Consider the following 14,946-nt stretch of genomic DNA (forward strand, 5'->3'; position numbering starts at 1 on the left):
TGGCCCCAAAACCGCGTTTGTCGTCCCGTCAAGGAGCAGAAAACCATGACAACACCACAGCAATCCCAAAGCTCTGAAAGGCGTATCGACCTGGACTGGGTGCGGATTTTAGCCTTCGCGCTGCTCATCTTCTACCACGTCGGCATGCTCTACGTGTCCTGGGGATTTCACATCAAGAGCACGCACCGGCTGACGTGGCTGGAACCGGTGATGCTCTTCCTCAACCCATGGCGGCTGTCGCTTCTGTTCCTGGTGTCTGGGGTTGCCACCCGCTTCATGCTCGGCAAGTCCAGCCTCGCCTCGCTTGCCGGTGCGCGATCGGCGCGGCTCCTGATCCCGCTGATCTTCGGCATGCTCGTGATCGTGCCGCCGCAGGCCTATCTCCAGATCGTCGAAAGCCTCGGCTATCCCGCCGGCTTCTTCGATTTCTACGCCAGGCACTACTTCGCCTTCGGCGCGCAATTCTGTCCGAAGCCGTGCATCGTGTTGCCGACCTGGAACCACCTCTGGTTCGTGGTCTATCTGTGGGTCTACACCATGGCGTTGATCGGCGTGCTCGCGTTATGGCCGGCCGGCGCTGACTGGCTTGGCCGAAAGCTGGCTCGTGCGCTTACCGGCCCATGGCTCCTGATCGCGCCCTGCCTGCTGTATGCGGCCTGGCGCCTGGTGCTGTTCCCGGCTTTCCCGTCGACACACGCGCTGTTTGGCGACTGGTACAACCACGCGGACCACGCCACGGCCTTCCTGATCGGTTTCCTGCTGGCCAAGCAGGAGGGGATCTGGCGCGAACTCGAACGCCTGCGCTGGGCGGCCCTGCTGGCCGCCGCCGCGTGCTTCGCTGGCTTCATCCTGGTACGCGCCGGCCTGTTTGCGCCGTCGCCCATGCTGAAGTGGTTCGCCGCCTCGGCCTATGGCTGTTATCAATGGCTCGCGATCGCCGTCGTGCTGGGCTTTGCCCGGCGCTATCTTACAGCCGACAGCCCGGCGCGGCGCTATCTGACCGACGCGATCTTCCCGTACTACATAGTGCATCAGACCGCGATCATCGTGATCGCGCATCAATTGCATGGCAGCGGTCTGTCGGCTGGGATCGAAGCGTCCATTGTCATCGCCGGGACCGCGCTCACATGTGTGGCGAGCTATGAGATCGTCCGGCGCGTTGCCTGGCTTCGGCCGCTGTTCGGGTTGCGGGCGGTGCCCCGAAGTGTTGCGAGGACGGAGCAACAGCTGGCCTGACGAGCGCACGCCCTCCGATTGGCCGAACGACAAAAGGTGCTAAGAGGGCCAGATGCCGAACCGTGTCTATCTCGACTGGAATGCGACCACGCCGCTGCGCCCCGAGGCGCGAGCGGCGATGGTCGCAGCCTTCGACCTGGTCGGCAATCCATCCTCGGTCCATGCCGAGGGGCGGGAGTCGCGGCGGCTGGTCGAAGAAGCCCGCGCGACACTCGCCGCCGCGGTGGGGGCGCAGCCGCGCAACGTCGTCTTCACCTCCGCTGGAACCGAGGCCAATGCGCTGGCGCTCTCGCCGGGTTTGCGGGGCCCCTCCGGCGCACCCGTCGAGCGGCTGCTGGTCTCGGCGGTTGAGCACGCCTCGGTGCTAACAGGCGGCCGGTTCCCGGCGGACAAGATCGGGCTGATCCAGGTCACGCGCTCCGGCGTGGTCGACCTCGATCATTTGAAGGCGCTGCTGAAGGGCGGCCCGCCAGCCCTGGTCTCGATCATGGCCGCCAACAACGAGACCGGCGCCCTTCAGCCCGTCACGGAGGCTGCAAGGATCGTCCACGAGGCCGTCGGCCTGCTGCATGTCGACGCGATCCAGGCGATGGGCAAAATACCGTTCGATATCAATTCAGTCGGCGCCGACCTTGCGACCTTTTCTGCGCACAAGATCGGCGGCCCCAAGGGGGTCGGCGCCCTGGCGATGGCGAATGGGATAAGCGGCCTTGAGCCGGTGCTGCGGGGCGGCGGACAGGAGTTCAGCCGCCGGGCCGGAACCGAGAACACTGCCGGGATCGCCGCCTTTGGCGCGGCGGTGAAGGCTGCGCTTCAGGCTCTGCCGGAAGATGTGAAGCGTATGGCAAGTCTCAGAGATCGCTTGGAAAATGGCGTCCGCGACGTTCCCGGCACGACAGTCTTTGCGAAAGACGTGGCACGGTTGCCGAATACCGTCCTTTTCACCGCACCAGGCCTCAAGGCCGAAACCGCCGTGATCGGCTTCGATCTGGAGGGCGTCGCGGTGTCTTCCGGCTCCGCCTGTTCCTCCGGTAAGGTCCAGCCGTCTCACGTCCTGTCGGCGATGGGCTATGATCCCGTAGTGGCCCAGGGAGCGGTGCGTCTCAGTCTGGGCTGGTCCACGGAACCGGCGGACATCAATAGGGCGTTAGAGGCTTGGCGAAAGCTTGGTAATACCCTACTTAAGGGTTGAGCGATGAAACACGGCTTGAACGGTTCTAAGCCCGTGCTTTCCGCAGAGAAATATCGTAATACTCGTCCGAGTTTGATCCACCGCGGTCCTTGAAACCGCGAGCGGAGGATGGAATGCCAGCCGTACAAGAGACGGTCGAGCGCGTGAAGCGCATCGACGTCGACCAGTATCGTTATGGGTTTGAAACCCTGATCGACTCCGAGAAGGCCCCCAAGGGGCTGTCGGAGGAGATCGTAAAGTTCATCTCACAGAAGAAGAACGAGCCCGCCTGGATGCTGCAGTGGCGGCTGGAGGCCTATCGGCGCTGGCTGACCATGCAGGAGCCGACCTGGGCCCGCGTCGACTATCCCAAGATCGACTTCCAGGACCTCTATTACTACGCGGCGCCGAAGCCGAAGAAGACGGTCTCCTCGCTGGATGAGATCGATCCGGAGATCCTGAAGACCTACGAGAAGCTCGGCATCCCCTTGCGGGAAGTCGCCATGCTCGAAGGCGTCGAGCCCAAGCCCGGCGAGGAAGATCCGGCCCGCCGCAAGATCGCGGTCGATGCTGTCTTCGATTCGGTCTCGGTTGCGACCACGTTCAAGGCTGAGCTGAAGAAGGCCGGCGTGATCTTCATGCCGATCTCGGAAGCCATCCGCGAGCACCCTGAATTGGTGCAGAAATATCTGGGATCGGTGGTTCCGACCTCGGACAATTTCTACGCGACGCTGAACTCGGCGGTGTTCTCCGACGGCTCGTTCGTCTATGTGCCGCCGGGCGTGCGCTGCCCGATGGAGCTGTCGACCTATTTCCGCATCAACGAGCGCAACACCGGCCAGTTCGAGCGCACGCTGATCATCGCCGACAAGGGCTCCTACGTTTCCTATCTCGAAGGCTGCACCGCGCCGCAGCGCGACGAGAACCAGCTGCATGCCGCCGTGGTCGAGCTCGTCGCCCTCGACGACGCCGAGATCAAATATTCGACGGTGCAGAACTGGTATCCCGGCAATTCGGAAGGCAAGGGCGGCATCTACAATTTCGTCACCAAGCGTGGCGACTGCCGTGGCGCCAACTCGAAGATCTCCTGGACCCAGGTCGAGACCGGCTCCGCCATCACCTGGAAATACCCGAGCTGCATCCTGCGCGGTGACAATTCCCGCGGCGAGTTCTACTCGATCGCGATCTCGAACGGCTTCCAGCAGGTCGATAGCGGCACCAAGATGATCCATCTCGGCAAGAACACGTCGAGCCGGATCATCTCCAAGGGCATCGCCGCCGGCAAGTCGCAGAACACCTATCGCGGCCTCGTCACCGCGCACCGGAAAGCGACCGGCGCGCGCAACTTCACCGCCTGCGACTCGCTCCTGATCGGCGACAAATGCGGCGCGCACACCGTGCCGTACATCGAAGCCAAGAACTCGTCGGCGACGTTCGAGCACGAGGCGACGACCTCGAAGATCTCCGAGGACGTGCTGTTCTACTGCATCCAGCGCGGGCTCAGCCAGGAAGAAGCGGTCGGCCTCGTCGTCAACGGCTTCGTCAAGGACGTGCTGCAGCAGCTGCCGATGGAGTTCGCGGTGGAAGCGCAGAAGCTGATCTCGATCTCGCTCGAAGGGTCGGTCGGCTAGCTCGGACCTCGTCCTGAAGAGGCCGCGCAAGCGGCCGCCTCGAAGGATGGATACCGGAAAGATTGGTGGCCTCAATCCTTCGAGACGCGCCTGCGGCGCTCCCTGGGATGAGGGGATAGATGGAAAAACATTATGGCTTTGCTTGAAGTGAAAGACCTCAAGGTTCGTGTCGAGGAGCGTGAGATCCTCCACGGGCTGACGCTGACCGTGAACGAGGGCGAGGTGCACGCGATCATGGGGCCGAACGGCTCCGGCAAGTCGACGCTCTCGCACGTCATCGCCGGCAAGCCCGGCTACGAGGTCACCGACGGCCAGATCCTGTTCAGGGGCGAGGACCTGCTGGAGATGGATCCCGACGAGCGCGCCGCCAAGGGCGTGTTCCTGGCGTTCCAATATCCGGTCGAGATCCCCGGCGTCACCACCATGAATTTCCTGCGCACGGCGCTGAACGCGCAGCGCAAGGCGCGCGGCGAGAGCGAGCTGATGGTGCCGGACTTCCTGAAGAAGGTCCGCGAAGTCTCGAAGTCGCTGAACATCCCGCAGGACATGCTCAAGCGCGGCGTCAATGTCGGCTTCTCCGGCGGCGAGAAGAAGCGCAACGAGGTGCTGCAGATGGCGCTGTTCGAGCCGAGCCTGTGCATCCTCGACGAGATGGATTCGGGCCTCGACATCGACGCGCTGCGCATCGCGGCCGACGGCGTCAACGCACTGCGCTCGCCGGGGCGCGCGATGGTCGTCATCACCCATTATCAGCGGCTGCTGAACTACATCGTGCCCGACGTCGTGCACGTGATGTCCAGGGGCCGCGTCGTGAAGAGCGGCGGCAAGGAATTGGCGCTGGAGCTGGAAGCCTCCGGCTACGCCCAGTTCGAGGATGCCGCGTAAGGAATTTTAAGATGAACGTTGCTGTGGCAAAGACCGGGAGCGGCCGCGCGGTGAGCGATCTCTTCGCCAGCGCCGAAGGCCGCCTGCCGGGTTCGCCTGACGTGATGGCGGCGCGCCGCGAGGCGTTCGAGACCTATGAGCGTCTCGGTCTGCCGCACCGCCGGATCGAGGAATGGAAATACACCGATCTGCGCGCGCTGGTCGGCGAGGTGCTGCCGCTGGCGGCCGTGCCCGATGCGACCGCGCTGAAGCGCGCCGCGGACGCGGTCAAGGCGCATGCCATCGCGGGCGCCCGCAAGCTGGTCCTGGTCGACGGCGTGTTCGCGGCTGAGCTTTCAGACGTGAAGGCGCTTGCGTCCGAGGTCGGCTTCAAGACTCTGCGCGAGACGCTGGATAAGGATGCCGGTCTCCTCAAGACCGCGTCCACCGATGCCGTGATCGCGGTCAACGCGGCGCTGGCGACCGACGGCGCGGTGCTGTCGATCGCGGATGGAACGCAGCTCTCTGCGCCGGTCCAGATCATCCATGTTGCGACCGCCGCATCGGCCTCGGCTTTCACCCGCTCGCAGGTGGCGATCGGGAAGGGCGCCCGCGCCACCATCATCGAGAGCTTCGTCGCCGCCGGCGCTGCGGCCTACCAGGTCAACGACGCCGTTATCATCTCGGTCGGCGACGACGCCGACGTCGCGCATATCCGCCTGATGGACGATGCCGCCGATGCGGTGAACATCACCTCGCAGTTCGTTACCGTCGGCGCCAACACCAAGCTGAACGTCTTCAACATGACCAGCGGCGCTGCGGTCAGCCGCTTGCAGGGCTTCATTACGCTGGCGGGCGAGGGCAGCGAGCTCTCGGTCAACGGCGTCAACCTCCTGAAGAAGACCGAGCACGGCGACACCACGCTGGTGGTCGACCATGCCGTGCCGAACTGCGTCAGCCGCGAGATCTTCCGTGCGGTGATCGACGACCGCGCCCATTCGGTGTTCCAGGGCCGCATCATCGTCCGTCCCGACGCGCAGAAGACCGACGGCAAGATGATGACGCGCGCGCTGCTGCTCTCGGACGAGGCCGAGGCCGACAACAAGCCCGAGCTCGAGATTTTTGCCGACGACGTCTCCTGCGGCCACGGCGCCACCGCCGGCGCGCTCGACGACAGTCTGCTGTTCTACCTGAAGGCCCGTGGCCTGCCGGAGAAGCAGGCCCAGGCGCTGCTGATCCAGGCCTTTGTCGGCGAGGCGATCGAGCAGATCGCCGATGATACTTTGCGCGAGCACGTGATCGGCATCGCCGAGCGCTGGCTGGAGCGGCGGTCATGAGCACGCATCCGGCGGTCAAGAACGGCGCCTATGACGTTGCGCGCGTGCGCCAGGATTTCCCGGCGCTCGCCATGCAGGTCTACGGCAAGCCGCTGGTCTATCTCGACAACGCCGCCTCGGCACAGAAGCCGAGCGCTGTGCTCGACCGCATGACGCAGGCCTATAGGTCCGAATACGCCAATGTGCATCGCGGCCTGCACTACCTCGCCAATGCCGCGACCGAAGCCTATGAGGGCGGCCGCACCAAGGTGGCGCAGTTCATCAACGCGGCGCGCACCGAGGAAGTCATTTTCACCCGCAACGCGACCGAGGCGATCAACTTGGTCGCGTCTTCGTGGGGCGCCCCCAATATCGGGGAAGGCGACGAGATCGTCATCTCCATCATGGAGCACCACTCGAATATCGTACCCTGGCACTTCCTGAGAGAACGCCAGGGCGCGGTGATCAAGTGGGCACCGGTCGACGATGAGGGCAATTTCCTCATCGACGAGTTCGAGAAGCTGCTGACCTCGAAGACCAAGCTGGTCGCGATCACGCAGATGTCGAACGCGCTCGGCACCATCGTCCCGGTCAAGGACGTCGTGAAGATTGCCCGCGCCCGCGGCATTCCGGTGCTGGTCGACGGCAGCCAGGGCGCCGTGCATCTGCCGGTCGACGTCCAGGACATCGGCTGCGACTTCTACGTCTTCACCGGCCACAAGGTCTATGGCCCGACCGGCATCGGCGTGCTCTGGGCCAAGTACGACCACCTCGTCGCGATGCGCCCCTTCAACGGCGGCGGCGAGATGATCCGCGAAGTCTCGCGCGATGTCGTCACCTATGGCGATCCCCCGCACAAGTTCGAGGCGGGCACGCCGGCGATCGTCGAGGCCGTCGGCCTTGGTGCCGCCATCGATTACGTCAACTCGATCGGCAAGGAACGCATCGCCGCCTACGAGGCGGACCTCACCGCGTACGCCCAGGAGCGCCTGCGCGAGATCAACTCGCTGCGGCTGATCGGCACGGCGCGGGGCAAGGGCCCCGTGATCTCCTTCGAGCTCAAGGGCGCGCACGCCCACGACGTCGCCACCGTGATCGACCGCCAGGGCATCGCGGTGCGCGCCGGCACCCATTGCGTCATGCCGCTTTTAGAGCGGTTCAACGTGACGGCGACATGCCGGGCCTCGTTCGGCATGTATAATACGCGGGAAGAAGTCGATCATCTGGCACAGGCGCTGCTGAAGGCGCGGGATTTGTTTGCATGAGTGACACGGCCGAAATCAAAGCCAATCCGATGGAGACCCATTCGGCATTGCCGCCGGAGGAGACCGAGCGGCTGACCCGCGAGATCATCGCCGGGCTCAAGACCGTGTTCGACCCGGAAATCCCCGCCGACATCTACGAGCTCGGCCTGATCTACAAGGTCGAGATCAAGGACGACCGTTCCGTGGACGTGCAGATGACGCTGACGACGCCGAACTGTCCGGCTGCCGGCGAGCTGCCGACCATGGTCGAGAACGCGGTCGCGAGCGTGCCCGGCGTCGGCGTGGTCGACGTCAAGGTCGTCTGGGAGCCGCCGTGGTCGCCGGAACGCATGAGCGACGAGGCCCGCCTCGTGCTGAACATGTGGTGACGCCCTCGGGCCGCATTGAATTCGCTCCGCAACGGACCACATAGACAACATGACCCAGATTTCGTCAGGCTCGACACCAGCATCCACTCCGAAGCCGCGGCGCCCGCGCCCGCAGGTGATGCGGCTGACGGATGCCGCTGCCCAGCGCATCACCGAGCTGACCCAACGCGCGGACTCGGAGATCGTGGGCTTGCGCGTCGGCGTGAAGAACGGCGGCTGCGCCGGCCAGTCCTACACGGTCGAATACGCCCACGACATCCGCCCGACCGACGAGGTCGTCGAGGATAAGGGCGTCAAGATCCTGGTCGATCCCAAGGCCGTGCTGTTCCTGCTCGGCACCGAGATGGACTACAAGGCCGACAAGATGCAGGCCCAGTTCGTCTTCAACAATCCCAACCAGGTCTCCGCCTGCGGTTGCGGCGAATCGGTCGAGTTGCGGCCGGCAAAGATCGACGGGTAGACTTTCCAGCGTCACTGCGAGGAGCCCGCGACAAAATTGCGAGCAATTTTGCGCTGGCGACAAAACAATCCAACCTGCCTCCGCGGCGGAAGTCTGGATTGCTTCGCTTCGCTCGCAATGACGGAAATGCTATGAAGGCTCACTTGCTTGCGCAGGGAAGCCTCCGATGGACCGCGAATTCCTGATCGACCTGTTCGCCGATTTCGGCCCGGTCACCATCCGGAAAATGTTCTCCGGCTACGGCATCTCCGCCGACGGCGTCAATTTCGCGCTGTCGCTGCGCGCCGGCCTGTTCTTTCGCGCCGACGAGACGACCATTCCCGACTTCGAGGCCGAAGGCTCGAAGCCGTTCCAGTATTCGACCCGCGCCAAGACCGTGGTTGTGAATTCCTACTGGGAGCTGCCGGCGCGCCTGTTCGACGATTCCCAGGAGCTTGCGCAATGGGCGAGGGCGGCGCTCACTGCCGCCCAGCGCGCCAAGGTGAAGAAGCGACCGAAGGCGAAGAAGGCGGCGGCGAAGAAGCCCCTTGCAAAGAAGCGACCGGCCAAGAAAACGGCGCGTAAGGCGGGTCGCCGTAGCTCATAAAGCGACGGCTGAATCGCGCGCATTACCGAGGCGGAGGTCTCGCTCTCAGGTCGCGGTCATTCCGGGGCGCGGGTATCGCCGCGAGCCCGGAATCCATAACCACCATCGGGAGTATGGATTCCGGGCTCGCGCCAAGAGGCGCGCCCCGGAATGACGGCGGGGAATTGATTTAGCCTACGCCACCCGGCTGTGGCTCTCGATCGCGAATTCCGGATCGGCTTCGCAGATCACGCGGTTGCGGCCGTTGCGCTTGGCGGCGTAGAGGCAGGCGTCGGCACGCTCGATCAGCGCGTCGGTGTCGTCGCCCTCCCTGAGCGTGGAGACGCCGACGGAGATGGTGACGCGGCCGAGGATCTCGCCGGTCGATTTCTTCTTCAATTCCTTCGCCATCACGGCGCGGCGAATGTGGTCGGCCACCGTCAGTGCCTGGCGCATCGCGGTGTTGGGGAGAACGACCGCGAATTCCTCGCCGCCGTAGCGCGCCGTGATGTCCTGGCCCTTGATGGTCTGCTTCAGCGAAAGGCCGACGAGCCGCAGCACCTGGTCGCCGGTGAGATGGCCGTAGGAATCGTTGAACGACTTGAAGTGATCGATGTCGAACAGCAGCAGCGACAGCGGCTCGCCCGAGACGAGCGCGCTCTGCACTGCGATGCCGATCATGCGGTCGAAATATTTGCGATTTCCCAGGCCCGTGAGCGGATCGGTCAGGCTTTCGGCGCGGATCGCCTCCAGGCTCTGCTGGAGATTGCTGATCTCGTTCTTCGACAGCGTCAGCCTCTCTTCGAGCGCCTTGTTGGTCTCGCGCATCTCGCTGGTGGAGCGCAGCAGCGCCTCGACGATCGCCTTGACCTGGTCGCGGTTCTCGACCGACGACAGTTTCTCGGTCGCATCCGACAGACTGGTATCGTAGGCCCCGGTCATGCCGAGCGCCTCGCCCAACACCTTCACGACGTCGTCGATCTCGCCGACGACGCGCGCGCCGACCTTGTCGATGCGGTCGGTGGTCTTGATGTGGGAGAGATAGGTCTCGTAGATCTGCTCGAGATCGGCCTCGGTCAGCTTGCCGCTGCGCGCCAGCGTCTCATTGATGATCTTGTTGAGCGGTGCGTTGTAGCCGGTGGCGTAGACGTACCAGATCTCGTAATTGCGGGGAATGGCCGTCTGTCGAAGCGATCGGATCTGACCGAGCGCCACCTCGGCGAACGCCAGGGTGCGTTCGTGTTCGTCGAGTACCTTGATCACTGAACATCCCCACAGCGGCCGACGCGCCATCGACCGCAGCAATCCTTAAATTATGTTCGTAGGCTAACGGACGATCGTGAACGCCCCGTAAATATACGTTCACGGGGCATCCAAAAAATTGTAGATCGAGGATCTTCAACCGAAATCTGGCGCGCCAGCGCGCTTCAGGCGCCGGCGGGGGAGCGCACCGGCCGCAGAAGAAACGCCGGCAGATGCGAGTGATCGCCCGGCTCGCTGTCGATCTCGCGCTGGCGGCGCGGCTCGGGACGGCCGATCGAGGGCACATGCGACGAATTCGCTTGCGGGCGCACACCATTGCGCGGCTCGGATGATTGCCTGGCTTCGCGCGGAGGCCGTGCCTCGCGTGCCGGCCTCGCCTCGGGAGCCGCCCGTGCCTCGCCACGCGCCTCGCGCGGCTCGTGGCTGCGCTCGCGGTCATGACCGCGCCGCTCGCCGCGCTGCGGCTTGCCGCGTCCGCCGCGTGAACGCTCGCGGCCGCGCTGCTCGCGCGGACGCTCGCCTTGTTCGCCCGCTTCGGCGTGGACGTCATAGTCGCCTTCGGCGCGCGGAATGCTCTGGCCGATCAGCTTCTCGATCGCCGCCATCGACTTCTGGTCGAGCGGTGTCACGATCGAGATCGCGGTGCCGGTTCGGCCGGCGCGGCCGGTGCGGCCGATGCGGTGGACGTAATCGTCGGCGTGGTGGGGAACGTCGAAATTGAAGACGTGGCTGACCTCGGGAATGTCGAGGCCGCGGGCGGCGACGTCGGAGGCGACGAGGAGGGGCAGCTCACCCTTGCGGAACTGGTCGAGCGCGGCCATGCGGGCCGGCTGGTCCATGTCGCCGTGCAGGGCACCGACGCTGAAGCCGTGCTTCTGCAGCGATTTGTGAACGATCGCGACCTCGCGCTTGCGATTGCAGAAGATGATCGCGTTCTTGAGGTCCTTGGCCTCGCGTAGCAAACGGCGGAGCAATTCGCGCTTCTCGTGCGCCTCGCGGCCGGCGGGCACCTGGGCTTGCGTAACGGTGACGGCGGTCGTGGCGGGCTTGGAGACCTCGACCTTCTGCGGATTGTGCAGGAAGGCTTCGGTGATGCGCCGGATTTCCGGCGGCATGGTCGCGGTGAAGAACAGGGTCTGCCGCGTGAAGGGAACGAGCTTGCAGATGCGCTCGATGTCGGGGATGAAGCCCATGTCCAGCATGCGGTCGGCTTCGTCGATGACGAGCAGTTCGACGCCGGTGAGCAACAGGCCGCCGCGCTCGGTATGGTCGAGCAGCCGGCCGGGGGTGGCGATCAGCACGTCGACGCCGCGCATCAGCTTGGCATCCTGGTCGCCGAAGGAGACGCCGCCGATCAGGAGGGCGACGTTGAGCTTCTGGCCGGCGCCGTAGCGATCGAAGTTTTCCTTCACCTGGGCCGCGAGCTCGCGGGTTGGCTCGAGGATCAGCGTGCGCGGCATGCGCGCCCGGGCGCGGCCCTTTTCGAGGATGGTGAGCATCGGCAGCACGAAGGCCGCGGTCTTGCCGGTGCCGGTCTGGGCGATGCCGAGCACGTCCTTGCGTGCGAGGACGTGGGGGATCGCCTGTTCCTGAATGGGGGTGGGGGTGGTGTAACCGGTGGCCGCCACTGCGGCGAGGACTTTTTCGGACAGTCCGAGATCTGAAAAGGACATTGAGCCTCTGGTCGAAACCGCCGTTCGGAATCGAGGGTAATAAGGCTGTCGCGTTCCACCCCGAAACGGCGCGCTCTCGAAGAAGCTGGGGGTGCTGACTCACGCGGACAAAGCGCAAGGCTCAGGAATCGCTCTTCGATCTGAGCCGCGTCGACCCGGAACATAGGCGGGAATTGGCCAAAGTCAATGGAGCGGGCGCGGGAAGAGCCTAAAAAGCCTGAGGTTTTTGCCCAAATCACGGGCGCGGCTGGGGTTTTCCCCCGAGCCCCCTCCGCTTGGCCGCAACCGCCAAGACAGCAGCTAACGGCCGTCCGTGCCTTTGGCCCGGAAATCACCTGGGGCCATGCCATAGGCGGCGTTGAACACCCGGTAATAGGTCGCCAGGCTCTCGAAGCCGCACGACGACGCGATGTCGGCGATCAGCCGTTCCGGCGCCTCGCGCAGCAGGCGGCGGCTCTGTTTCAGGCGCTCGTCGGTCACCGTCTGGGAAAAGCTCTTCTCTGCCATCTCGAACAGCATGTGCAGGTGACGAACGGAGACGCCGAGCAGGTCGGCCACCATGGCCGGCGCAAGATTGGGGTCCTGAAGGTGGCGCGCGATCAGCCGCCGGGCTTGCGAGAGGCGGGCGGTCCGCAGTGCCTGCTGTCCCCGCCGGCTGCCGGGCCGCACGACGCCGCGCTCGATCAGCGCCAGATGGGCCAAAGCCTGGACCAAGGACGCCTGGACGGCAGAGGCCGTATCGTCCGTGGCGATTTCGTTGAGATCGGCAAAGCAGGCCGCGAGCAGGGGCACCAGGGCCGGATCGTTGAAGGTCCGGGGCGCTAGATCGCGCATGCGCTTGTCCTGCACCGGGATGTGGCTCACGGGGATCTTGAGGATCCGCAGGTGGAAGCCCCCGGTGCCCAGCGGGGCGGTGCGGTACGGCAGGTCGGTATGGCTGGTGGCGAAGCTGCCATTGGCAATGGCAAAGTCGCTTGCGCGCATGCCGCCGAACCAGCCGCCGCTGCCAAGCTGTTGGTAGACGCAGATCGCCTCACCCGGGGCATAGGCGATGTCCGACGCGCTGCGCTCGACCGCGTAGGGCGAGGCCTTCAGCTCGACGAGGCCGGCGCCGCCCAGCTTACGCAGCGAGAATTCGCCGAAGAAGTCCGCGCGCCGCTCGCGCGCGAGCTCGGCGGTGACACCGAACAACCCCTTGGCGCGCACCTCGCGCCAATAGTCGAAGCGATCCTTCGGGTCGACCTCGTCCGTACACCAGTGCAACACGGCAGCCCCTCGCTTCCGGCGAAATTGTCCAAAAGGAAACAGATTCCAGCGGAATCGGCCATAGTCGGATCGTACAATCGGAGCCCCCGGGGTCCTTGAACCGTCGTCAGGTCTGGGCCGACTATCACACAGCGGCAGGGGGTCCCATGAACTGCCGTTCGAAGATCGGTGGCAGGGCCGGTTCTGCAACGGGAAATTTTGCGATGACGCGTCGGCTTTTCAGAATTCTGGCGGCCCTTGGCCTCGCGGTGGGCCTGAGCGGTTTCGCGGGGCCCGCCTGGGCCGCTAAGCGTGTCGCGCTCGTCGTCGGCAACAACGACTACAAGAACGTGCCGAAGCTGCTCAAGGCGGTCAACGACGCTCGCACCATGGGCGACACGCTGAAGCAGCTCGGCTTCTCGGTGATGGTCGCCGAAAACCAGAGCCGGCAGCAATTCTCCGAGACGCTGCTCGCCTTCGACAAGGCCATCGAGCCCGGCGACACCGCCTTCTTCTTCTATGCCGGCCACGGCTTCGAGATCGCGGGCCAGAACTATCTGCTGCCGACCGACGTGCCGGCTGCGACGGAAGGGCAGGAGGAGCTGGTGCGCGACGCCTCGATCCTGGCCGACCGCATCGTCGAGCGGCTGCAGAACAAGAAGGCGCGGACCTCGATCCTGGTGTTCGACGCCTGCCGCAACAATCCGTTCGAGCGCAAGGGCACCCGCGCGGTTGCCGGCGCCGGCGGGCTCGCGCCGATGACCCAGTTGCCGGAGGGCGTGTTCTCGGTGTTCTCCGCGGGTCCCCGCCAGACCGCGCTCGATCGGCTCTCCAATGACGACGCCAATCCAAACTCAGTGTTTACGCGCACCTTCGCCAAGGAGCTGCTCAAGCCCGGCGAGAATCTGGTGCAGGTGGCGCAGCGTACCCGCCGTGCCGTCAGCGAGCTCGCCGACACCGTGAAGCACAGGCAGGTGCCGGTCTATTTCGACCAGATGGTCGACGATGTCTTCCTCAGCGGCCTCGCCAAGGACACCGCCGCGCGTTCGGACGATCCGCCGCCCACGAAGCTTGCGGCGCTGCCGCCGGTGTCGGTGCCGCAGATGCCCAAGGAGGAGACCCTCAACGCGCCGATCGCGAGCTTCTCGCGTCACAATGGCGGCTGGAGCGTGACCTTCTCTTTCGCCGATCCGACGCTCGGCATTTCCTGGCGCATTGCCGGCACGGGCGATTTCCGCGAGACCGGGTTCATCGACACGCTCGATCCGCGCACCCGCAAGCGGATGCCGAACCCGTCGATCGAGCTGCCGCCGGATGCGCAGGCTGGCACCATCGAGGTCCGTTATGTCGATCAGTCCGGCGACATGCAGGGCCCGTTCCCGATCAGGTTCGATCCCGAGGCCGCGCTGATCCGCGACCAGCGCAAGATCCTCGACATGACCTCGACGAGCTGGCTGTCGTTCCGCGAGTTCAACGGGCTGCTCGTCTACTACACCCATCTCGTCTCCTACCGCTGCGCCATCCGCGAGGTGCGCATCGGCGTCGACAGCGCCGTGCCCAACCAGGTGCTGAAGATGCCGCCCTGCGACATGCGCGACCCCAGCGCGGTCAGCGCCGGCATGCCGCTCTACATGAAGCTCGCGCCAAGCACGAAATCCGTCTCGGTGGAGCTGACCTATCGCGACGGCAGCGTGTCGGAGATCAAGAGCTTCAGGAGCGCGAACCGGAGTAATAATTGACGTCCTGTTCGATTGTGACGGGATGATCTTGCGCAGCGGCCGAACTTAAATCGGACAAGCCAAGGTGAAAGTGCTAGAGCCGGGAATGACAAAATTCATTATTGTCGCGCTCCTTACGACGCTTCCGGTTCTGGCTCAAACGAATCCAGT

13 protein-coding genes are annotated in these 14,946 nt (G+C 64.7%); 10 read left to right on the top strand and 3 right to left on the bottom strand.

Annotated elements, in window-relative coordinates; genetic code table 11:
- Nucleotides 1-45 precede the first annotated feature (45 nt).
- The 9 genes from I6F09_RS03145 (at nt 46) to I6F09_RS03185 (ending at nt 8,897) form a co-directional block, all read left to right on the top strand.
- Complete coding sequence (locus I6F09_RS03145) at nt 46-1,236, top strand: acyltransferase family protein (protein WP_109143899.1); 1,191 nt, start codon at nt 46-48, stop codon at nt 1,234-1,236.
- Nucleotides 1,237-1,288: 52 nt separating this feature from the next.
- Nucleotides 1,289-2,428: a cysteine desulfurase family protein gene (locus tag I6F09_RS03150; protein WP_225187432.1), complete on the top strand. Its 1,140-nt coding sequence runs from the start codon at nt 1,289-1,291 to the stop codon at nt 2,426-2,428.
- A gap of 113 nt (nt 2,429-2,541) precedes the next feature.
- Nucleotides 2,542-4,038 (top strand): Fe-S cluster assembly protein SufB, encoded by a 1,497-nt coding sequence (gene sufB / locus I6F09_RS03155; RefSeq protein WP_225113990.1) that lies wholly within the window; start codon nt 2,542-2,544, stop codon nt 4,036-4,038.
- 132 nt (nt 4,039-4,170) lie between these two features.
- Nucleotides 4,171-4,923, top strand: coding sequence for a Fe-S cluster assembly ATPase SufC (gene sufC, locus I6F09_RS03160; RefSeq protein WP_035999976.1), 753 nt, complete (start codon nt 4,171-4,173; stop codon nt 4,921-4,923).
- 11 nt (nt 4,924-4,934) lie between these two features.
- The gene (gene sufD / locus I6F09_RS03165) at nt 4,935-6,239 is read left to right on the top strand and encodes a Fe-S cluster assembly protein SufD (RefSeq protein WP_225187433.1); all 1,305 of its coding nucleotides are present in this window, start codon (nt 4,935-4,937) and stop codon (nt 6,237-6,239) included.
- Complete coding sequence (locus I6F09_RS03170) at nt 6,236-7,483, top strand: cysteine desulfurase (protein ID WP_225187434.1); 1,248 nt, start codon at nt 6,236-6,238, stop codon at nt 7,481-7,483. Before sufD ends, I6F09_RS03170 begins: the two co-directional genes overlap by 4 nt.
- Entirely contained in the window at nt 7,480-7,851 is a 372-nt protein-coding gene (locus I6F09_RS03175; RefSeq protein ID WP_018641712.1) for an SUF system Fe-S cluster assembly protein, read from the top strand. Before I6F09_RS03170 ends, I6F09_RS03175 begins: the two co-directional genes overlap by 4 nt.
- A gap of 49 nt (nt 7,852-7,900) precedes the next feature.
- Nucleotides 7,901-8,311, top strand: coding sequence for an iron-sulfur cluster assembly accessory protein (locus I6F09_RS03180; protein WP_074447904.1), 411 nt, complete (start codon nt 7,901-7,903; stop codon nt 8,309-8,311).
- Nucleotides 8,312-8,477: 166 nt separating this feature from the next.
- Nucleotides 8,478-8,897 (top strand): TfoX/Sxy family protein, encoded by a 420-nt coding sequence (locus tag I6F09_RS03185; RefSeq protein ID WP_225125543.1) that lies wholly within the window; start codon nt 8,478-8,480, stop codon nt 8,895-8,897.
- 174 nt (nt 8,898-9,071) lie between these two features.
- Here the strand turns inward: I6F09_RS03185 and I6F09_RS03190 are convergent, their stop codons facing one another.
- The 3 genes from I6F09_RS03190 to I6F09_RS03200 all read right to left on the bottom strand — a co-directional run bounded on the left by I6F09_RS03190 (nt 9,072) and on the right by I6F09_RS03200 (nt 13,078).
- Entirely contained in the window at nt 9,072-10,139 is a 1,068-nt protein-coding gene (locus I6F09_RS03190; RefSeq protein ID WP_225187435.1) for a GGDEF domain-containing protein, read from the bottom strand.
- A gap of 164 nt (nt 10,140-10,303) precedes the next feature.
- Complete coding sequence (locus I6F09_RS03195; protein ID WP_035999958.1) at nt 10,304-11,812, bottom strand: DEAD/DEAH box helicase; 1,509 nt, start codon at nt 11,810-11,812, stop codon at nt 10,304-10,306.
- Nucleotides 11,813-12,112: 300 nt separating this feature from the next.
- The gene (locus I6F09_RS03200; protein WP_225125541.1) at nt 12,113-13,078 is read right to left on the bottom strand and encodes a helix-turn-helix domain-containing protein; all 966 of its coding nucleotides are present in this window, start codon (nt 13,076-13,078) and stop codon (nt 12,113-12,115) included.
- A 203-nt stretch (nt 13,079-13,281) separates the two neighbouring features.
- Here I6F09_RS03200 and I6F09_RS03205 point away from each other — a divergent pair, with 203 nt between their 5' ends.
- Nucleotides 13,282-14,796 carry a caspase family protein gene (locus I6F09_RS03205; RefSeq protein WP_225125540.1) on the top strand — a complete coding sequence of 505 codons (1,515 nt, stop codon included), beginning with the start codon at nt 13,282-13,284 and terminating at the stop codon, nt 14,794-14,796.
- Nucleotides 14,797-14,946 lie beyond the last annotated feature (150 nt).

This window comes from Bradyrhizobium sp. IC3195, assembly GCF_020193585.1.
GTDB classification, from domain to species: Bacteria; Pseudomonadota; Alphaproteobacteria; order Rhizobiales; family Xanthobacteraceae; genus Bradyrhizobium; species Bradyrhizobium yuanmingense.

What these genes read in the sequence shown, in the direction of transcription:
- I6F09_RS03145 (WP_109143899.1), top strand. Translation starts at nt 46, where the DNA reads ATGACAACACCACAGCAATCCCAAAGCTCTGAAAGGCGTATCGACCTG.
- sufB (WP_225113990.1), top strand. Translation starts at nt 2,542, where the DNA reads ATGCCAGCCGTACAAGAGACGGTCGAGCGCGTGAAGCGCATCGACGTC.
- sufC (WP_035999976.1), top strand. Translation starts at nt 4,171, where the DNA reads ATGGCTTTGCTTGAAGTGAAAGACCTCAAGGTTCGTGTCGAGGAGCGT.
- I6F09_RS03195 (WP_035999958.1), bottom strand. Translation starts at nt 11,812, where the DNA reads ATGTCCTTTTCAGATCTCGGACTGTCCGAAAAAGTCCTCGCCGCAGTG.
- I6F09_RS03205 (WP_225125540.1), top strand. Translation starts at nt 13,282, where the DNA reads ATGACGCGTCGGCTTTTCAGAATTCTGGCGGCCCTTGGCCTCGCGGTG.
- sufD (WP_225187433.1), top strand. Translation starts at nt 4,935, where the DNA reads ATGAACGTTGCTGTGGCAAAGACCGGGAGCGGCCGCGCGGTGAGCGAT.
- I6F09_RS03150 (WP_225187432.1), top strand. Translation starts at nt 1,289, where the DNA reads ATGCCGAACCGTGTCTATCTCGACTGGAATGCGACCACGCCGCTGCGC.
- I6F09_RS03170 (WP_225187434.1), top strand. Translation starts at nt 6,236, where the DNA reads ATGAGCACGCATCCGGCGGTCAAGAACGGCGCCTATGACGTTGCGCGC.
- I6F09_RS03175 (WP_018641712.1), top strand. Translation starts at nt 7,480, where the DNA reads ATGAGTGACACGGCCGAAATCAAAGCCAATCCGATGGAGACCCATTCG.
- I6F09_RS03185 (WP_225125543.1), top strand. Translation starts at nt 8,478, where the DNA reads ATGGACCGCGAATTCCTGATCGACCTGTTCGCCGATTTCGGCCCGGTC.
- I6F09_RS03180 (WP_074447904.1), top strand. Translation starts at nt 7,901, where the DNA reads ATGACCCAGATTTCGTCAGGCTCGACACCAGCATCCACTCCGAAGCCG.